15 protein-coding genes and 1 riboswitch are annotated in these 14,713 nt (G+C 67.8%); of the genes, 4 read left to right on the top strand and 11 right to left on the bottom strand.

From position 1 onward, the window contains the following. The first annotated feature begins 4 nt into the window (after window positions 1-4). Window positions 5-619: an OmpA family protein gene (locus tag ASD34_RS11785; RefSeq protein WP_056577495.1), complete on the top strand. Its 615-nt coding sequence runs from the start codon at window positions 5-7 to the stop codon at window positions 617-619. A 51-nt stretch (window positions 620-670) separates the two neighbouring features. Here ASD34_RS11785 and tyrS read toward each other — a convergent pair whose 3' ends face one another. Continuing rightward, window positions 671-1,903, bottom strand: a complete 1,233-nt coding sequence (gene tyrS, locus ASD34_RS11780) for a tyrosine--tRNA ligase (RefSeq protein ID WP_056577491.1) — start codon at window positions 1,901-1,903, stop codon at window positions 671-673. 160 nt (window positions 1,904-2,063) lie between these two features. Here tyrS and ASD34_RS11775 point away from each other — a divergent pair, with 160 nt between their 5' ends. Then, window positions 2,064-3,410 (top strand): M23 family metallopeptidase, encoded by a 1,347-nt coding sequence (locus ASD34_RS11775; RefSeq protein WP_056577488.1) that lies wholly within the window; start codon window positions 2,064-2,066, stop codon window positions 3,408-3,410. A 20-nt stretch (window positions 3,411-3,430) separates the two neighbouring features. Then, the gene (locus ASD34_RS11770; RefSeq protein ID WP_056577485.1) at window positions 3,431-4,573 is read left to right on the top strand and encodes an anhydro-N-acetylmuramic acid kinase; all 1,143 of its coding nucleotides are present in this window, start codon (window positions 3,431-3,433) and stop codon (window positions 4,571-4,573) included. A gap of 6 nt (window positions 4,574-4,579) precedes the next feature. Here ASD34_RS11770 and mdtD read toward each other — a convergent pair whose 3' ends face one another. The 6 genes from mdtD to ASD34_RS27525 form a co-directional block, all read right to left on the bottom strand. Continuing rightward, window positions 4,580-6,013 carry a multidrug transporter subunit MdtD gene (gene mdtD / locus ASD34_RS11765; RefSeq protein ID WP_056577481.1) on the bottom strand — a complete coding sequence of 478 codons (1,434 nt, stop codon included), beginning with the start codon at window positions 6,011-6,013 and terminating at the stop codon, window positions 4,580-4,582. A 93-nt stretch (window positions 6,014-6,106) separates the two neighbouring features. Further along, window positions 6,107-6,472 (bottom strand): iron-sulfur cluster insertion protein ErpA, encoded by a 366-nt coding sequence (gene erpA, locus ASD34_RS11760; RefSeq protein WP_056577477.1) that lies wholly within the window; start codon window positions 6,470-6,472, stop codon window positions 6,107-6,109. Between the two features lie 197 nt (window positions 6,473-6,669). Beyond that, window positions 6,670-7,062 (bottom strand): 30S ribosomal protein S9, encoded by a 393-nt coding sequence (rpsI, locus tag ASD34_RS11755; protein ID WP_056577474.1) that lies wholly within the window; start codon window positions 7,060-7,062, stop codon window positions 6,670-6,672. Between the two features lie 12 nt (window positions 7,063-7,074). Beyond that, window positions 7,075-7,506, bottom strand: coding sequence for a 50S ribosomal protein L13 (gene rplM, locus ASD34_RS11750; protein WP_056577471.1), 432 nt, complete (start codon window positions 7,504-7,506; stop codon window positions 7,075-7,077). A gap of 207 nt (window positions 7,507-7,713) precedes the next feature. Next, a complete protein-coding gene (locus ASD34_RS11745; protein WP_235510037.1) occupies window positions 7,714-8,949 on the bottom strand; it encodes a S1C family serine protease in 1,236 nt (411 codons plus the stop codon). Between the two features lie 11 nt (window positions 8,950-8,960). Beyond that, window positions 8,961-9,524 carry a hypothetical protein gene (locus ASD34_RS27525; RefSeq protein WP_056577466.1) on the bottom strand — a complete coding sequence of 188 codons (564 nt, stop codon included), beginning with the start codon at window positions 9,522-9,524 and terminating at the stop codon, window positions 8,961-8,963. Window positions 9,525-9,710: 186 nt separating this feature from the next. On the opposite strand from ASD34_RS27525, the gene ASD34_RS11735 reads away from it, so the two are divergent. Further along, window positions 9,711-10,670, top strand: a complete 960-nt coding sequence (locus tag ASD34_RS11735) for a 23S rRNA (adenine(2030)-N(6))-methyltransferase RlmJ (RefSeq protein ID WP_056577463.1) — start codon at window positions 9,711-9,713, stop codon at window positions 10,668-10,670. 10 nt (window positions 10,671-10,680) lie between these two features. On the opposite strand, the gene ASD34_RS11730 is transcribed toward ASD34_RS11735, so the two are convergent. From ASD34_RS11730 to ahcY, 4 genes are all read right to left on the bottom strand, one after another. Continuing rightward, window positions 10,681-11,313, bottom strand: a complete 633-nt coding sequence (locus ASD34_RS11730) for a septal ring lytic transglycosylase RlpA family protein (protein ID WP_056577460.1) — start codon at window positions 11,311-11,313, stop codon at window positions 10,681-10,683. Between the two features lie 53 nt (window positions 11,314-11,366). Continuing rightward, a complete protein-coding gene (gene metF, locus ASD34_RS11725; protein ID WP_056577457.1) occupies window positions 11,367-12,191 on the bottom strand; it encodes a methylenetetrahydrofolate reductase [NAD(P)H] in 825 nt (274 codons plus the stop codon). Window positions 12,192-12,201: 10 nt separating this feature from the next. Then, entirely contained in the window at window positions 12,202-13,041 is an 840-nt protein-coding gene (locus tag ASD34_RS11720; protein ID WP_056577454.1) for a TlyA family RNA methyltransferase, read from the bottom strand. Between the two features lie 69 nt (window positions 13,042-13,110). Next, window positions 13,111-14,550, bottom strand: coding sequence for an adenosylhomocysteinase (gene ahcY, locus ASD34_RS11715; RefSeq protein WP_056577451.1), 1,440 nt, complete (start codon window positions 14,548-14,550; stop codon window positions 13,111-13,113). A gap of 65 nt (window positions 14,551-14,615) precedes the next feature. Next, window positions 14,616-14,684, bottom strand: a riboswitch (S-adenosyl-L-homocysteine riboswitch). Between the last annotated feature and the right edge of the window lie 29 nt (window positions 14,685-14,713).

Here is a 14,713-nt window from a genome sequence, read left to right as displayed (position 1 = left end):
CCAGATGCAGACACTGTTGCGCCGCTCCTCCCTTCTTCTTGCGACCACGGTCGCCCTGCTTCTGGCCGCCTGCTCTGCGCCGGGCACGCGCGTGGTGCTGTTGCCCCAGGCCGATGGCACGCCCTCCGCCGTGGTGGTGCGCGCCAAGGATGGAGAAGAAGTGCTCTCCAAGCCCTACCAGCGCGCCACGGCCGCGGTGGGCGCCAGCGGTGCGCCGGTGGTCGATCAGGCCGATCCCGCCAAGGTCCAGGCCGAGAACAAGCCGCTGTTCGACATGCGCCCGCCGCCGCCGCAGCGCTACACGGTGTTCTTCGAGGTGGGCACCACCACGCTCACGGCGGCGTCCCAGCAGATCATGACGGAGGCATTGGCCGCCGCGCTGGCCCGCAGCGGCGGTGACATCGTGGTGATCGGCCACACCGACACCAAAGGTGCCGGCGAGCAGAACGACCAGCTGTCGCGCCGTCGCGCGCAGGAAGTCGCGCAGCTGTTCGTGGAGCGCCAGTTCCCTGCGGCGCGCATCGAGGCCGTGGGCCGCGGCGAACGCGACCTGGCCGTGCCGACGCCCGACGAGGTGGACGAGCCCCGCAACCGGCGTGTGACCATCGAGGTCCGCTGAGCCGGCGCAGACCCCATTGAAAAAGGCCCCGAGGGGCCTTTTTTTTGTCGATCAGCTCAGGGTCACCCGCGCAAACTTGCGCTTGCCGACCTGCACCACATAGCTGCCCGCGGGCAGTTTCAGGCCCTTGTCCGACACCACGACCGAATCGACCCGCACGCCGCCGCCGTCGATCAGGCGGTTGCCCTCGCCCGACGACGACGCCAGGTTGGCCTGCTTGAGCAGCTGACCGATGCCCAGCGGGGCGCCGCTCAGCGCCACCTCGGGAATCTCGTCCGGCACGCCGCCCTTGCTGCGGTTGATGAAGTCCTGCTCCGCCGCATCGGCCGCCGCCGCGCTGTGGAAGCGCGCGGTGATTTCCTTGGCCAGCGCCACCTTGGCGTCCTTCGGGTTGCGCCCGGCCGCGATCTCGGCCTTCAGCGCCTCGATCTGCGCCACCGACTGGAAGCTCAGCAGCGTGTACCAGCGCCACATCAGCGTGTCGGAGATCGACAGCACCTTGGCGAACATGCTGTTCGCGTCTTCGCTGATGCCGATGTAGTTGCCCTTGCTCTTGGACATCTTCTCGACGCCGTCGAGCCCTTCAAGCAGCGGCATAGTGAGTATGCACTGCGGCTCTTGCCCGTATTCCTGCTGGAGATGTCGGCCGACGAGCAGGTTGAATTTTTGGTCGGTGCCGCCCAGCTCGAGGTCGCTCTCGAGCGCCACCGAATCGTAGCCCTGCATCAGCGGGTACAGGAACTCGTGCACCGAGATCGACTGGCCCGCCTTGAATCGCTTGGTGAAATCGTCGCGCTCCATCATGCGCGCCACCGTGTACTTGGCCGCCAGCTGGATCATGCCGCGCGCGCCCAGCGGATCGCTCCATTCCGAGTTGTAGCGGATCTCGGTCTTCGACTCGTCCAGCACCAGCTTGGCCTGGGCGAAATAGGTTTCAGCGTTGGCGCGGATCTGCTCGGCCGTGAGCGGCGGGCGCGTGCTGTTGCGGCCCGACGGGTCGCCGATCAGGGAGGTGAAGTCGCCAATCAGGAAGATCACGCGGTGCCCCAGGTCCTGGAGCTGGCGCATCTTGTTGAGCACCACCGTGTGTCCGATATGAATATCCGGTGCGGTCGGGTCCAGGCCCAGCTTGATGCGCAGCGGCTTGCCGGTGGCTTCCGCCTTCTGGAGCTTCCTCACCCATTCGTCCTGCGGCAGCAGCTCGTCAGCGCCTCGGAGGGATATTTCGAGGGCTTGTCTTACACCATCGGAGAGGCTGGTGGATGTAACAGATTCGGCGTTCATGGGCTTTTTTGGCAGTTTTTCCGGTGGCCGAAGCTATACTCAGCCCGACTTTTCAAGCGCCGGATTCTAAGCGGCGCTTTTTTCCGCACCGTCTCCTGCCGCCCTGAACGCACTGGGCCTTGCAGCACGGACCTGCAGAACCTGAGTTGGAATCCACAGTTTGATCAACGGCATTCTTGCCGCCGAGGAGCTTCTCGCTTCCCGCGTGGCTTATACATTCCGGACATATCCCAAGCAGATCACCGCGGCGATCGCTGCGATGCTGCTCAGCGCCGGCACCCTCGCGGTCGCCTCGCTCGGTCCCGACGCATCCGACCTCCCCGTGCAGCAAGTGCTCGAAGCCACCGCGCCGGTGTCCTTCGCCGACCAGTCGGCGTCGCTCGAGAACTTCAGCTTCACGCTGTTCCGCACCGACGTCTCGCGCGCCAGCGACACGGCCGAGGCGCTCATGAAGCGCCTGGGCATTTCCGACCCCGCCGCCACCGCCTTCGTGCGCGGCAACGCCGAGGCTCGCCAGGCGATCTTCGCGCGCGTCGGGCGCACCGTGACGGCCGAAGCCACGCAGGAAAACCAGCTGCAGAGGCTCAGCGCGCGCTGGATTCCCGACGCCGACGGCGGCTTCAAGCGTTTCGTCATCGAACGCACGCCCACCGGCTTCGTCGCCCGCACCGAGCGCGACATGCTGACGCCGGGCACGCGCCTGGCCAGCGGCACCATCCGCAGCTCGCTGTTCGCCGCCACCGACGACTCGCGCATTCCCGATGCGGTGGCAAGCCAGCTGGCCGACATCTTCGCGGGCGACGTCGACGTGCGCTCGCTGCGCAAGGGCGACCGCTTCGCCGTGGTCTACGAGACCTTCGAAGCCGATGGCCAGGCGTTGCGCAGCGGCCGCGTGCTCTCGGCCGAGTTCGAGAACAACGGCAAGATCCACCAGGCGGTGTGGTTCCAGCCCCCCGGCGCGGGCCAGAAGGGCAGCTACTACCGCCCGAACGGCGACAGCCTGCGCAAGGCCTACCTGGCCACGCCGGTCGAGTTCTCGCGCGTGTCCAGCGGCTTCGCGATGCGCATGCATCCGATCCTGAACAGCTGGCGCCAGCACAACGGCGTCGACTTTGCGGCGCCCACGGGCACCGCAGTGCGCACGGTCGGTGACGGCACGGTCGACTTCGCCGGCACGCAAAGCGGCTACGGCAACATCGTCATCATCAACCACCGCAACAACCAGCAAACGGCCTACGCGCACCTGAGCCGCATCAACGTAAAAGCCGGCGAAAGCGTGAGCCAGGGCCAGACCATCGGCGCCGTCGGCTCGACCGGCTGGGCCACGGGTCCGCACCTGCATTTCGAATACCGCGTCGGCGGGGCCTACCAGGACCCGACCACGATCGCGCAAGAAGGCGGCGCACCGATCACCGCCGCGATGCGTCCGGCCTTCGAACGCATCGCCGTGGGCGCCCGCACCGAGCTGGCCGCCGCCTTCTCGGTGATCCAGGCCAGCGCCGACTGAGCCTCGACGCTCTTCCCGGCATGGCCGCCGCGCTGCAGTCGCAACGCTTCATCGGCCTGATGTCGGGCACCTCGCTCGACGGGGTCGACGGCGTCATTGCCGATTTTTCCGACGACGGCCACCTCGCGGTGATCGGCCACGCCAGCGCCGACTTCCCCGCCCCGTTGCGCGCCGAGCTGCTGGCACTCAACACCCCCGGCGACAACGAACTGCACCGCGCGGCGCTGGCCGGCAACGGCCTGGCGCGGGTGTATGCCGACGTGGTCGCGCAGTTGCTGGCCCGCACTGGCACCGCCCCGCAAGCCGTCACCGCCATCGGCGCCCACGGCCAGACCGTGCGCCACCGGCCGCTCGAGTTCGACGGCACGGGCTACACACTGCAGATCAACAACCCCTCGCTGCTGGCCGAACTGAGCGGCATCGACGTGGTCGCCGACTTCCGCAGCCGCGACCTCGCGGCCGGCGGCCAGGGCGCCCCGCTGGTGCCGGCCTTTCACCAGGCGCTGTTCGCACGCGCTGACGCGCCCGTCGCGGTGCTCAACCTCGGCGGCATCTCCAACCTGAGCCTGCTGCCCGCCATGAACGCGCCGGCGGGAACGGCCACGCTGCTGGGCTTCGATTGCGGCCCCGCCAACGCGCTGATGGACCACTGGTGCCAGCGCCACCTCGGCCAGCCCTTCGACCGGGGCGGCCAGTGGGCGGCCAGCGGGCGCGTGCTGCCCGAGCTGCTCACCCGCCTGCAGGCCGAGCCGTATTTCGCCAAGACGCCGCCGAAGAGCACGGGGCGCGATTTATTCCACCCGGACTGGCTGGCCGGCCGCCTGGGCACGGCCGCCTGGGCGCCTGTCGACGTGCAGGCCACGCTGGCCGAGCTGACCGCCAGCACCTGTGCGGCAGCGCTGAGAAGCTATCAAAAAGAGAGCGCCTTGCTGATCGTCTGCGGCGGCGGCGCACTCAACGACCACCTCATGAGCCGCCTGCGCGCCCTGCTGCCCGGCGTGCAGGTGCAGGCGTCGTCCGAACACGGCCTGCCGCCCCAGCAGGTCGAGGCCGCTGCCTTTGCGTGGCTGGCCCGCCGCACCGTGCGCCGCGAACCCGGCAACCTCGCGAGCGTGACCGGCGCGCGCGGGGCGCGGGTGCTCGGCGCGATCTACCCCGCCTGACCTGCTTCAGCCCTGGCCGGAGACTTCCGGCTGGGCAGGCTGGACCGCCCGCGCTTCTGCCGGCAAATGCCAGAAGATCAGGGCGGAAGCCACCGTAATGAGCCCCATGGTCGCGAACGTGGCCTGGAACGCGTCGAGCGTCTGCACCGGCGTTGCCGCACCGAACACGCCGTTGTAGCTCGCCAGCACTGCACCGGCGGCGGCCACGCCCAGGCTCATCGCCAGCATCTGCACCATCGACAGCAGGCTGTTGCCGCTGCTGGCCATGCCGCCGTCGAGATCCTTCAGGGTGATGGTGTTCATGGCCGTGAACTGCAGCGAATTGACCGCGCCGAACACCAGCAGCTGCAGCAGGTGCAGCGCCACCGGCTGCCCCGGTGCCGTGAGGCCGAAGCTGGCCATGGTGCAGCCCACCAGCACCGTGTTGGCGACCAGCACGCGGCGGTAGCCGTGGCGCGTGATCAGCGGCGCGGCGAAGCGCTTCATGGCCATGCCGGCCAGCGCGACCGGCAGCATCATCAGCCCGGCGCGCACCGGCGAATAGCCCATCGACACCTGCAGCAGCAGCGGCACCAGGAACGGCATGCAGCTGCTGCCCAGGCGCGAGAACAGGTTGCCCAGCAGGCCGATGCTCAGCGTCGGAATGCCGAACAGCGCGGGCGAGAACAGCGGCTCCGGCGTGCGCGCCGCGCGCAGCCAGTAGGCGACGACGCTGGCGAAGCCGAAGATCAGCACGGCCATCACGCCGCCCTGGCGCAATCCGAGCCCCGACACGCCGTCGACCGCCAGCGAGATCGCCACCATGCCGAAGGCCAGCAACGCGTAGCCCACGCTGTCGAAGCGCTTCTGGACGGCACCGCGCAGGTCCGGCATGTAGCGCAGCGTGGCAATGCAGCCTGCCAGGCCCACCGGCACGTTGATCAGGAAGATCCAGTGCCAGGAGGCGTACTGCACCAGCCAGCCGCCCAGCGTAGGGCCCAGCAGCGGCCCGATGAGGCCCGGGATGGCCACGAAACTCATCGCCTGCAGGAACTCGCCGCGCGGCACCGTGCGCAGCAGCGCCAGACGCCCCACAGGCAGCAGCAGCGCCCCGCCCAGGCCCTGCACCACCCGCGCCGCCACCAGCTGGCTCAGTCCCTGTGAGAGCGCGCACAGCACCGACCCGGCCGCGAACAGCACGATGGCGCAGAAGAAGATGCGCCGCGTACCGAAGCGGTCGGCGATCCAGCCCGAAGCGGGGATCAGCATCGCCATCGTGAGCGCATAAGCCACCACCACCGATTGCATCCGCAGCGGGCTTTCGCCCAGGCTGGCGGCCATCGCCGGCAGCGCCGTGTTGATGATCGTGGCGTCGAGCGTCTGCATGAAGAAGCCGACGGCCACGAGCCACAGCAGGCTCTTGCGGGACGGATCGACGGGGACGGCGGTTTCGAGGTTCATCGGGAAGGCGCGAACTCGGAGGGAAAAACGACAGGCAGCAAAAAGCCGCCCGGAGGCGGCTTTTTCGAGGGGCTGGTCAGCAGCATCCAGGCATCAGGCCGAGAAGCTGGAACCACACCCGCAGGTGCTGGTGGCGTTCGGGTTCTTGATGACGAACTGGGCGCCCTGCAGGTCTTCCTTGTAGTCGATCTCGGCGCCGAGCAGGTACTGGTAGCTCATGGCGTCGATCAGCAGCGACACACCGTTCTTGGTCATGGTGGTGTCGTCCTCGTTGGTGATCTCATCGAAGGTGAAACCGTACTGGAAGCCCGAGCAACCGCCACCTTGCACGAACACGCGCAGCTTCAGGTCGGGATTGCCCTCTTCGGCGATCAGGTCGGCGACCTTGGCGGCCGCACTGTCCGTGAAGACGATCGGCTCGGGCATCTGGGTCTGGATGTTTTCGGCAACAGCGCTCATGGGGTGAAACTCCTTGGGGGACCGCTGTGGCGGCCAATGGGACGAATGCTACTGCAATGCCGCATTTTCGGCAGGCCGCTTGCGGCGAGCACCCATCGCAAGTGGGGTCGAACGCCGCATCCGCCAAGGGCACCCTGGGGAACGCGGCCACGAAAAAGCCGCCCGAAGGCGGCTTCTTGTCTCGCAACGAGCAGGGATCAGCGCTTGCTGAACTGCTTGCGGCGACGGGCGGAGTGCAGACCGACCTTCTTACGTTCGACTTCACGCGCGTCACGCGTCACGAAGCCGGCTTGGCTCAGGACGGGCTTGAGCGTTGCGTCGTAGTCGATCAGGGCACGGGTGATGCCGTGGCGCGTGGCGCCGGCTTGACCCGATTCGCCGCCGCCGTTCACGTTGACCATCACGTCGAAAGCTTCGAGGTTGTTGGTCAGCGCCAGGGGCTGCTTGGCGATCATGATCGAGGTTTCACGGCCGAAGAACGCTTGGATGTCCTTGCCGTTGACCGTGATCTTGCCGGTGCCTTTTTTCAGAAACACACGGGCGACGCTGGATTTGCGACGGCCGGTGCCATTGTTCCATTCACCAATCATTCTCAAGGCTCCTTACAGTTCCAGCACTTTGGGCTGTTGGGCGGTATGCGGGTGCTCAGCACCACCGTACACCTTGAGTTTCTTGATCATCGCGTAACCAAGCGGGCCCTTGGGCAGCATGCCCTTGACGGCCTTTTCCAGGGCACGGCCCGGGAACTTGTTCTGCATGTCGCGGAAGTTCGTCGCCGTGATACCGCCCGGGTAGCCCGAGTGACGGTAGTACACCTTGTCGATCGACTTGGCGCCGGTGACGCGCAGTTGCGCGGCGTTGATGATGACGATGTAGTCACCGGTATCGACGTGAGGCGTGTAAATGGCCTTGTGTTTGCCGCGCAAACGGAGAGCAACTTCGCTGGCTACTCGTCCGAGGACCTTGTCGGTCGCGTCAATCACAAACCACTCGTGCGTCACGTCAGCGGGCTTGGCGCTGAACGTTTTGGTCATGAGTTTTTCTCTTGATAAGAGGGTTTGGCGAGCCCTTTTCCACGGTCGGCGTTCCTCTGCTGGGAATCTCTTAGGTGGGTTTTCATGCCTGCCCGCCCCATGAATGGGTGGCCGGCATGCCTTCGCCGCGGGGCTACAAAAACGCTGCGAAGCCCGCGATTATATGAAGAAATGGCCAAACGGCCAATTCCTGGCCTTCCGGCGGCCTCAGCGCTGGATGCGGACCAGCTCCAGGATCTCGTTCGTCACGCTGGCATAGGCGCGTCGGTGCGTGGCCTCGAACTGGACGATTCGTCTCAGGTCGGGGCTGTACAGGACGGCCACCTTGAACGGCGTGCCGGTCAGCGCGGCGCCCGTGCCGGCGGAGGCATAGATCCAGCCGTCGTAGCTGATGCGCATCACCGTGAGCTCCACGCCGTCCACCGTGGCCGTGTGTTCAGCGCCCACCGAGGCGTTGAGTTCATGCCGCAGCCGGTCGTCGGTGGTCGTCACATAGTCGAGGTGCCAGCGCATGCCCGGCTGGATGTCGTCCTTCGGCGCCCAACCGCCCGGCGGCGACGCGCTGTCGAACAGGCCGCCTATCGGCGACGTGATGGACACCACCTGCCCGCTGGCCTTCTCGATTCGGCTGCCCGCGTTGAACGACACCTCGTCGCCGTTGATCCGGTCCACCCGGTAGATCACCGGCGTGCGGTTGCCGGTGAGCCGGTCGGTGCGCACGTACTCGAGCGCGTCGCCGGCGCGCAGCGGCTCCGCCAGCGACAGGCCAACGCTGCGCCGGGCGCCGCCTTCGGGCTCGCGCGCCCGTGCCGCCAGCTGCGCCTGGGCGCGGGCCGGCAACTCCGCCAGGAACTCGGCCGGCATCGCGAAATTCAGGTTGCCGCCGTCGCGCGCGGCGAAGGTGGTGATGCCCAGCAGGCGGCCGTCGCTGTCGAACAGCCCGCCGCCGCTTGACCCCGGGGCGATGGCGGCCGTGGTCTGCAGCAGCCGCGCCTCGCCGTCACCGCCGCGCAGGCCCGACAGCAGGCCTTCGCTCAGCGTGTTTTCCAGTCCGCGCGGATTGCCGATGGCGTACACGCGCTGGCCGACGCGCGCCCCGCCGGCGGGCGCCATCGCCACGGGCGGAGCCGTGAAATTGGCGACCTTGATCTGGCACAGGTCACGCCCCGGGTCCGGGTACTCGAGCGTGGCGCCATAGGTGACGTTGTCGCGCTTGACCACGAAATTGCTGGCCTTGGCAAGCACGTGGCAGTTGGTGACGAGGCGGCCGGGCGCGATCACCACCGCGCTGCCGGCGCGCAGCGGGCGTTCCTGCGCGTCGAAGGTCCGCACAGCCCAGACGCTGCCCGTCAGCTTGGCAAACAGGGCATCTGGCTCCAGTGCGGCGGCGTGGCCGGCGGCCAGCAAGGCACCTGCGGCACACAGCCACCGTGCGGGGTTCATCGAGGCCGGGTTCACGGCTTGGCAGGCAGCAAGCCCCTCAGGTCGTCCATCGAGACCCGGGCGTCGGGCGCCGCGGACGGCGACGGGGCGGCAGGCGCCGGGCGAACTGGCGCGACGGCCACGGGCGGCGGCGGCGGAAGCACCACCGCCGGCACGGGCGCAGGCACAGATGCAGCGGCCGCCTTCGGCGCCGCCACCTCGGTCGTGCCGATCTTCATGCCGACCGTCGCTTCGTCGCCGGTCTGCGCGGTGCGGTCGAAACTGCGCACCTCGCCGAAGATCAGCCGGATCCAGCTCGGGTAGTTGAAGCCCGCGCCGGTGCCGGTGTCGATCGCCACGCCGACCAGGCCGCCGATCATCACGTTGCCGACCAGGCCCACGTTGACGCGCGAAATCGCCTGGCCGCGGGCCGGCGCCAGGCCGGCCTGGGTGCATTCGATGCTCAGGTTCTCCCCCGAGCGCCGCACCGGCAGGGTCTGGCCGGAGCGCACCACGGCATCATTGCGGTCGTTGGAGACCCGGCAGCGGGCGCCGTCGACGACCTTGCCTTCGGCCGACAGGGTCTCGATCTTCACGTTCTGGGTCGTCCCGTGGGTGACCGACGCGCAGCCCGTCAAAATAGACAAAACACCCGCGCCGACGCACAGGCCCCAAAATCGCCATCCGGCTCCTCGCATTGCTGCCCCTCGTTGTGTTTTGTAAATCAATGTAGCGCCGCGCGAGTCTAGCGCTCCCCTTTCCACTTTTTCAGGCCTCATTCCATGTTCAGTTACCGCCACGCGTTCCATGCCGGCAACCACGCCGACGTGCTCAAGCACACGGTCCTGATTGCCACGCTCGACCACCTGCTTGAAAAAGACGCTGCGCTGACCGTCGTCGACACGCACGCCGGCGCCGGCCTGTACCGGCTCGACGGTGACTACGCCGGCACCAGCGGCGAAGCGGCCGACGGCGTGCTGCGCTTCTTCGCCGCGCCGGAAAAAGCCCCCGACACGCCTGCCCCGGCCGCCAAGTCGACGGGCAAGAAGCCCGCAGCCCCCGCCGAGGACAAGCCGGTCGCCGAAGCCATCGCCCGCTACCTGAGCGTGATCCACGACTTCAACCCCAAGGGCGGTGCGCGCGTCTACCCCGGCTCGCCGTTCATCGTGCAGCACCTGCTGCGCGACCACGACAAGCTCAAGCTGTTCGAGCTGCACCCGACCGATTCGCGCACGCTCGGCGCCAACATCGCGCAGCTCGAGGCCGGCCGGCAGATCGCCGTGTTGACCGAAGACGGCTTCGGCAGCGCCACCAAGTTCCTGCCGCCGCCCTCGCGCCGCGCGCTGGTGCTGATGGACCCAAGCTACGAAATGAAGACCGACTACGGCCGCGTGCTCGATTTCGCGGCCGAGGCGCTCAAGCGCTTCGCCACGGGCACGTATGCGGTCTGGTATCCGATCATTCCGCGCCCCGAAGCGCACGACCTGCCGCGCCGCCTGAAGACGATGGCGACCAAGGCCGGCAAGTCGTGGCTGCACGCCACGCTGACCGTCAAGTCGAGCAAGATCACGAAGGACGCCGCCTCGGGCGAAACGCAGCGCCCGGGCCTGCCGGCGAGCGGAATGTTCCTGATCAACCCGCCCTACACGCTGAAGCCGTTGCTGGCCGAGGCGCTGCCCCAGCTGGCCGAGCGCCTGGCGCAAGACCGCAACGCCGCGTACTCGCTCGAGAGCGGCGGCTGAGGCCGGCCGCTCAGCGGCGCTTGCGCGGCGGCACGGCCGCCCGTTTGCGCGCAGGTGCCGGCGCACGAACGCGCGACGTCGGCGCCTCGGGCAACAGCGCGGGCTGCAGATCGTCCGCCGCCACGGCTTGGCCGCCGCAGCGCATGCCCTCGCGGTCGATGACCGACAGCGCCACCTGCTTGATGCCCATGCTCGTGAGGCCGATGCGGTCGGCCGCGGCGCGGCTCAGGTCGATGATGCGGCCCGGCGTGAAGGGCCCGCGGTCGTTGACGCGCACCAGCACCTCGCTGCCGTTGACCAGGCTGCGCACGCACACGCGCGTGTTGAAGGGCAGCGTCTTGTGGGCCGCCGTCATGGCGCCCATGTCGAAGCGCTCGCCGTTGGCGGTCTTGCGCTGATGGAACTGGATGCCGTACCACGAGGCCCCGCCGCGCTCGAAAATTTCGCGCGAACCGTCATCGCCGGGCACGCCGTCGTCGAGCGCCTCGCCGGTGCCGGACACCGCGAGGTCGTAGCGCACCGACGGCACGTCCGAGCGCGGGGCGGCGCCGGGCGGCACGGACAGGCCGCGTCCCAACGGCAGCAACCGCTTCGCCGGCGCGGCGGCGGTGTCCGCGTCTTTGTCCTGCGTGGCAGGCGGCATGGTGCATCCTGCGAGCACGCAGGAGACCGCGACGGCGACCGCGCGCAGCCCTCTCAATCCAGGCGCTCCAGAATGGCCAGCGTGGCCGCCGACTGGTTCATCGTGTAGAAGTGGATCGCGGGTGCGCCACCCTCTTGCAGGCGCGCGCACAGGTCGGTCACCACGTCCAGGCCAAAGGACTTGATCGAGGCCGTGTCGTCGCCGAAGCCCTGCAGGCGCAGCCGAATCCAGCGCGGGATCTCGGCGCCGCAGGCGTCCGAGAAACGCATGAGCTGCGTCGAGCTCGTGATGGGCATGATGCCCGGCACGATCGGCGTGTCGAGCCCCAGTTTGCGCGCGTCGTCGACGAAGCGGAAGTAGGCCTCGGCACTGAAAAAGTACTGCGTGATGGCCGAGTCGGCCCCGGCCTTCACCTTGGCCGCGAAGGCCTGCAGGTCGGCCTCGGGCGAGCGCGCCTGCGGATGCACTTCGGGGTAGCAGGCCACCTCGATGTGGAAGTCGCGGCCGGTCTCCTCGCGGATGAAGGCGACGAGATCGCTCGCGTACTGGAACTCGCCGCCGATGCCGTAGCCGCTGGGCAGGTCGCCGCGCAGTGCGACGAGGCGCTTCACGCCCATCGCCTTCAGCTCGGCCAGCTGCTCGCGCACCGTGGCGCGCGTGGCGCCGATGCACGAGAAGTGGCTGGCAGCATCCACGCCCTCGGCCAGGATCTCCTGCACCGCACCGAAGGTGCCCTGGTGCGTGGAACCGCCCGCGCCGTAGGTGACCGAGCAGAACTGCGGCTTGCGCGCATACAGCTGCTGGCGCACGGCGCGCAGCTTGACCGCGCCTTCGGGCGTCTTGGTCGGGAAGAATTCGAAACTCAGCGGAAGGCGCACCTGCGTCTCCTTAGGAACCGTCGCCCGCCTTGGCAGCGCGAACGGCGTGAATGAAAAACTCGCGGTTGCCATCGCCCCCGGCGATCGGGCTGTCGAACCAGCGCAGCACCTTCAGATGGAGCGCCGCGCAGGCGTCGTGCAGGCGCTTCTCGACCACCGCATACATCGCCTCGTCGCGCACGATGCCGCCCTTGCCGACCTGGCCGGGCTGCAGTTCGAACTGCGGCTTGACCAGCATCAGCAGCTGGCCGTCGTCGGCCAGGAACTGCACCACGGCCGGCAGCACCAGCGTGAGTGAAATGAATGACAGGTCGCCGACGATGAGGTCGAAGCGCGGCTCGGCGGCGGCCTCGATCGCTTCCAGCGCTTTGTCGGCCTCGCTGACTTCCGCGTCCTCGTCATCGTCCACCTGCAGGTCGGCCGGCGACAACGCTCGCGCGTTGACGCCTTCGATGGCGACCACGCGGTCGTCCTCGCGCATGCGCGGATGCAGCTGCCCGTGGCCCACGTCGATGCCCACCACCTTGGCGGCGCCGTGCTGCAGCAGGCAGTCGGTGAAGCCGCCGGTCGACTGGCCGACGTCCAGGCAGAGCCTGCCCGTCGGGTCCACGCCGCTGACCTTCAGCGCACCTTCGAGCTTCAGGCCGCCGCGCGACACGTAGCGCGCCTCGGCGGCGTCGGCGAGCTCGAGCTCGGCCGACTCGGGCACTTCGTCCTTGTTCTGGACGACGGAGCGCCACGCGTCGCTCGTGCCCGCGTCACGCCAGCGCATGCCGCCGGCGATGAGCCGGACAGCTTGCGAACGCGACGCGGCCATGCCGCGCTCTACCAACAGTTGATCAGCTCGCATGAGCGAAGCGCCGGGCCGCCCCAAGCAAGCTCGCACCGCAGTGCGAAGCACGAAGGTTATTCACGTTCATCAATAGCGGTACGTGTCGGGCTTGTACGGGCCGTTCTTGTCCACGCCGATGTAGGCGGCCTGGGAGTCGGTCAGCTCGGTGAGCATGGCGCCGACCTTCTTCAGGTGCAGGCGCGCAACCTTCTCGTCCAGGTGCTTGGGCAGCACGTAGACCTTGCCGGCCTGGTAGGCGTCGGGCTTGGTGAACAGCTCGATCTGGGCGATGGTCTGGTTGGCGAACGACGACGACATCACGAAGCTCGGGTGGCCCGTGCCGCAGCCCAGGTTCACCAGGCGGCCCTTGGCCAGCAGGATGATCTTCTTGCCGTCCGGGAAGGTGATGTGGTCGACCTGCGGCTTGATCTCTTCCCACTCGTACTTCTCGATCGACGCGACATCGATCTCGTTGTCGAAGTGGCCGATGTTGCAGACGATGGCCTGGTCCTTCATGGCGACCATGTGCTCGTGGCGGATCACGTCGCGGTTGCCGGTGGTGGTCACGAAGATGTCGGCCTTGTCGGCGGCGTACTCCATGGTCACGACCTTGTAGCCTTCCATCGCGGCCTGCAGGGCGTTGATCGGGTCGATTTCGGTGACCCACACCTGCGCCGACAGTGCACGCAGCGCCTGGGCCGAGCCCTTGCCCACGTCGCCGTAGCCGGCCACGCAGGCCACCTTGCCGGCGATCATCACGTCGGTCGCGCGCTTGATGCCGTCCACCAGCGATTCGCGGCAGCCGTACAGGTTGTCGAACTTGCTCTTGGTGACCGAGTCGTTCACGTTGATGGCGCGGAACAGCAGCGTGCCCTTGGCGCTCATCTCGTTCAGGCGGTGCACGCCGGTGGTGGTCTCTTCGGTCACGCCGATGATCTCGGCCGACTTGCGGGTGTACCAGGTGTCGTCCACGGCCAGCTTGGCCTTGATGGCGGCGTAAAGAATGCGTTCTTCTTCACTGGTCGGGTTGGCGAGCACGCCCAGGTCTTTTTCGGCGCGTTGGCCCAGGTGCATGAGCAGCGTGGCGTCGCCGCCGTCGTCCAGGATCATGTTCGGGCCTTCGCCCTTCGAGCCCTTGGGGCCGAAGTCGAAGATGGCGTGGGTGTAGTCCCAGTAGTCCTTCAGCGACTCGCCCTTGATGGCGAACACCGGCGTGCCGGCGGCGGCGATGGCGGCGGCGGCATGGTCTTGCGTCGAGAAGATGTTGCACGAGGCCCAGCGCACTTGCGCGCCCAGGGCTTGCAGCGTTTCGATCAGCACGGCCGTCTGGATGGTCATGTGCAGCGAGCCCGTGATGCGCGCGCCCTTGAGCGCCTGGCCCTTCGAGAACTCTTCACGGATGGCCATGAGGCCGGGCATCTCGGTTTCGGCGATCTTGATTTCCTTGCGGCCCCAGGCGGCAAGGGACAGGTCGGCAATCGCCTGGTCGGCGGTCGAGACGGGGGTGGGCTTGAGTACAGCGCTCATGAGAACTCCAAAACTGGTTTGAAAGATGCCACTGCGTACGGGGAAGAAAAACTCACCGCGAGAACAGCGGGTGAGCGTGGTTGCGATGTGGTCCGAGCCTCACGCTTGACGGCGCTGCAACGCTCCTCGGAGCGCCGGATTGTAGTCGCGGCCGCCGCACCCA

Source organism: Variovorax sp. Root473 (genome assembly GCF_001426505.1).
Lineage (GTDB): Bacteria > Pseudomonadota > Gammaproteobacteria > Burkholderiales > Burkholderiaceae_C > Variovorax.
The sequence above is the reverse complement of the archived record's forward strand: the minus strand, read 5'-3'. Positions and strand labels throughout refer to the sequence as shown.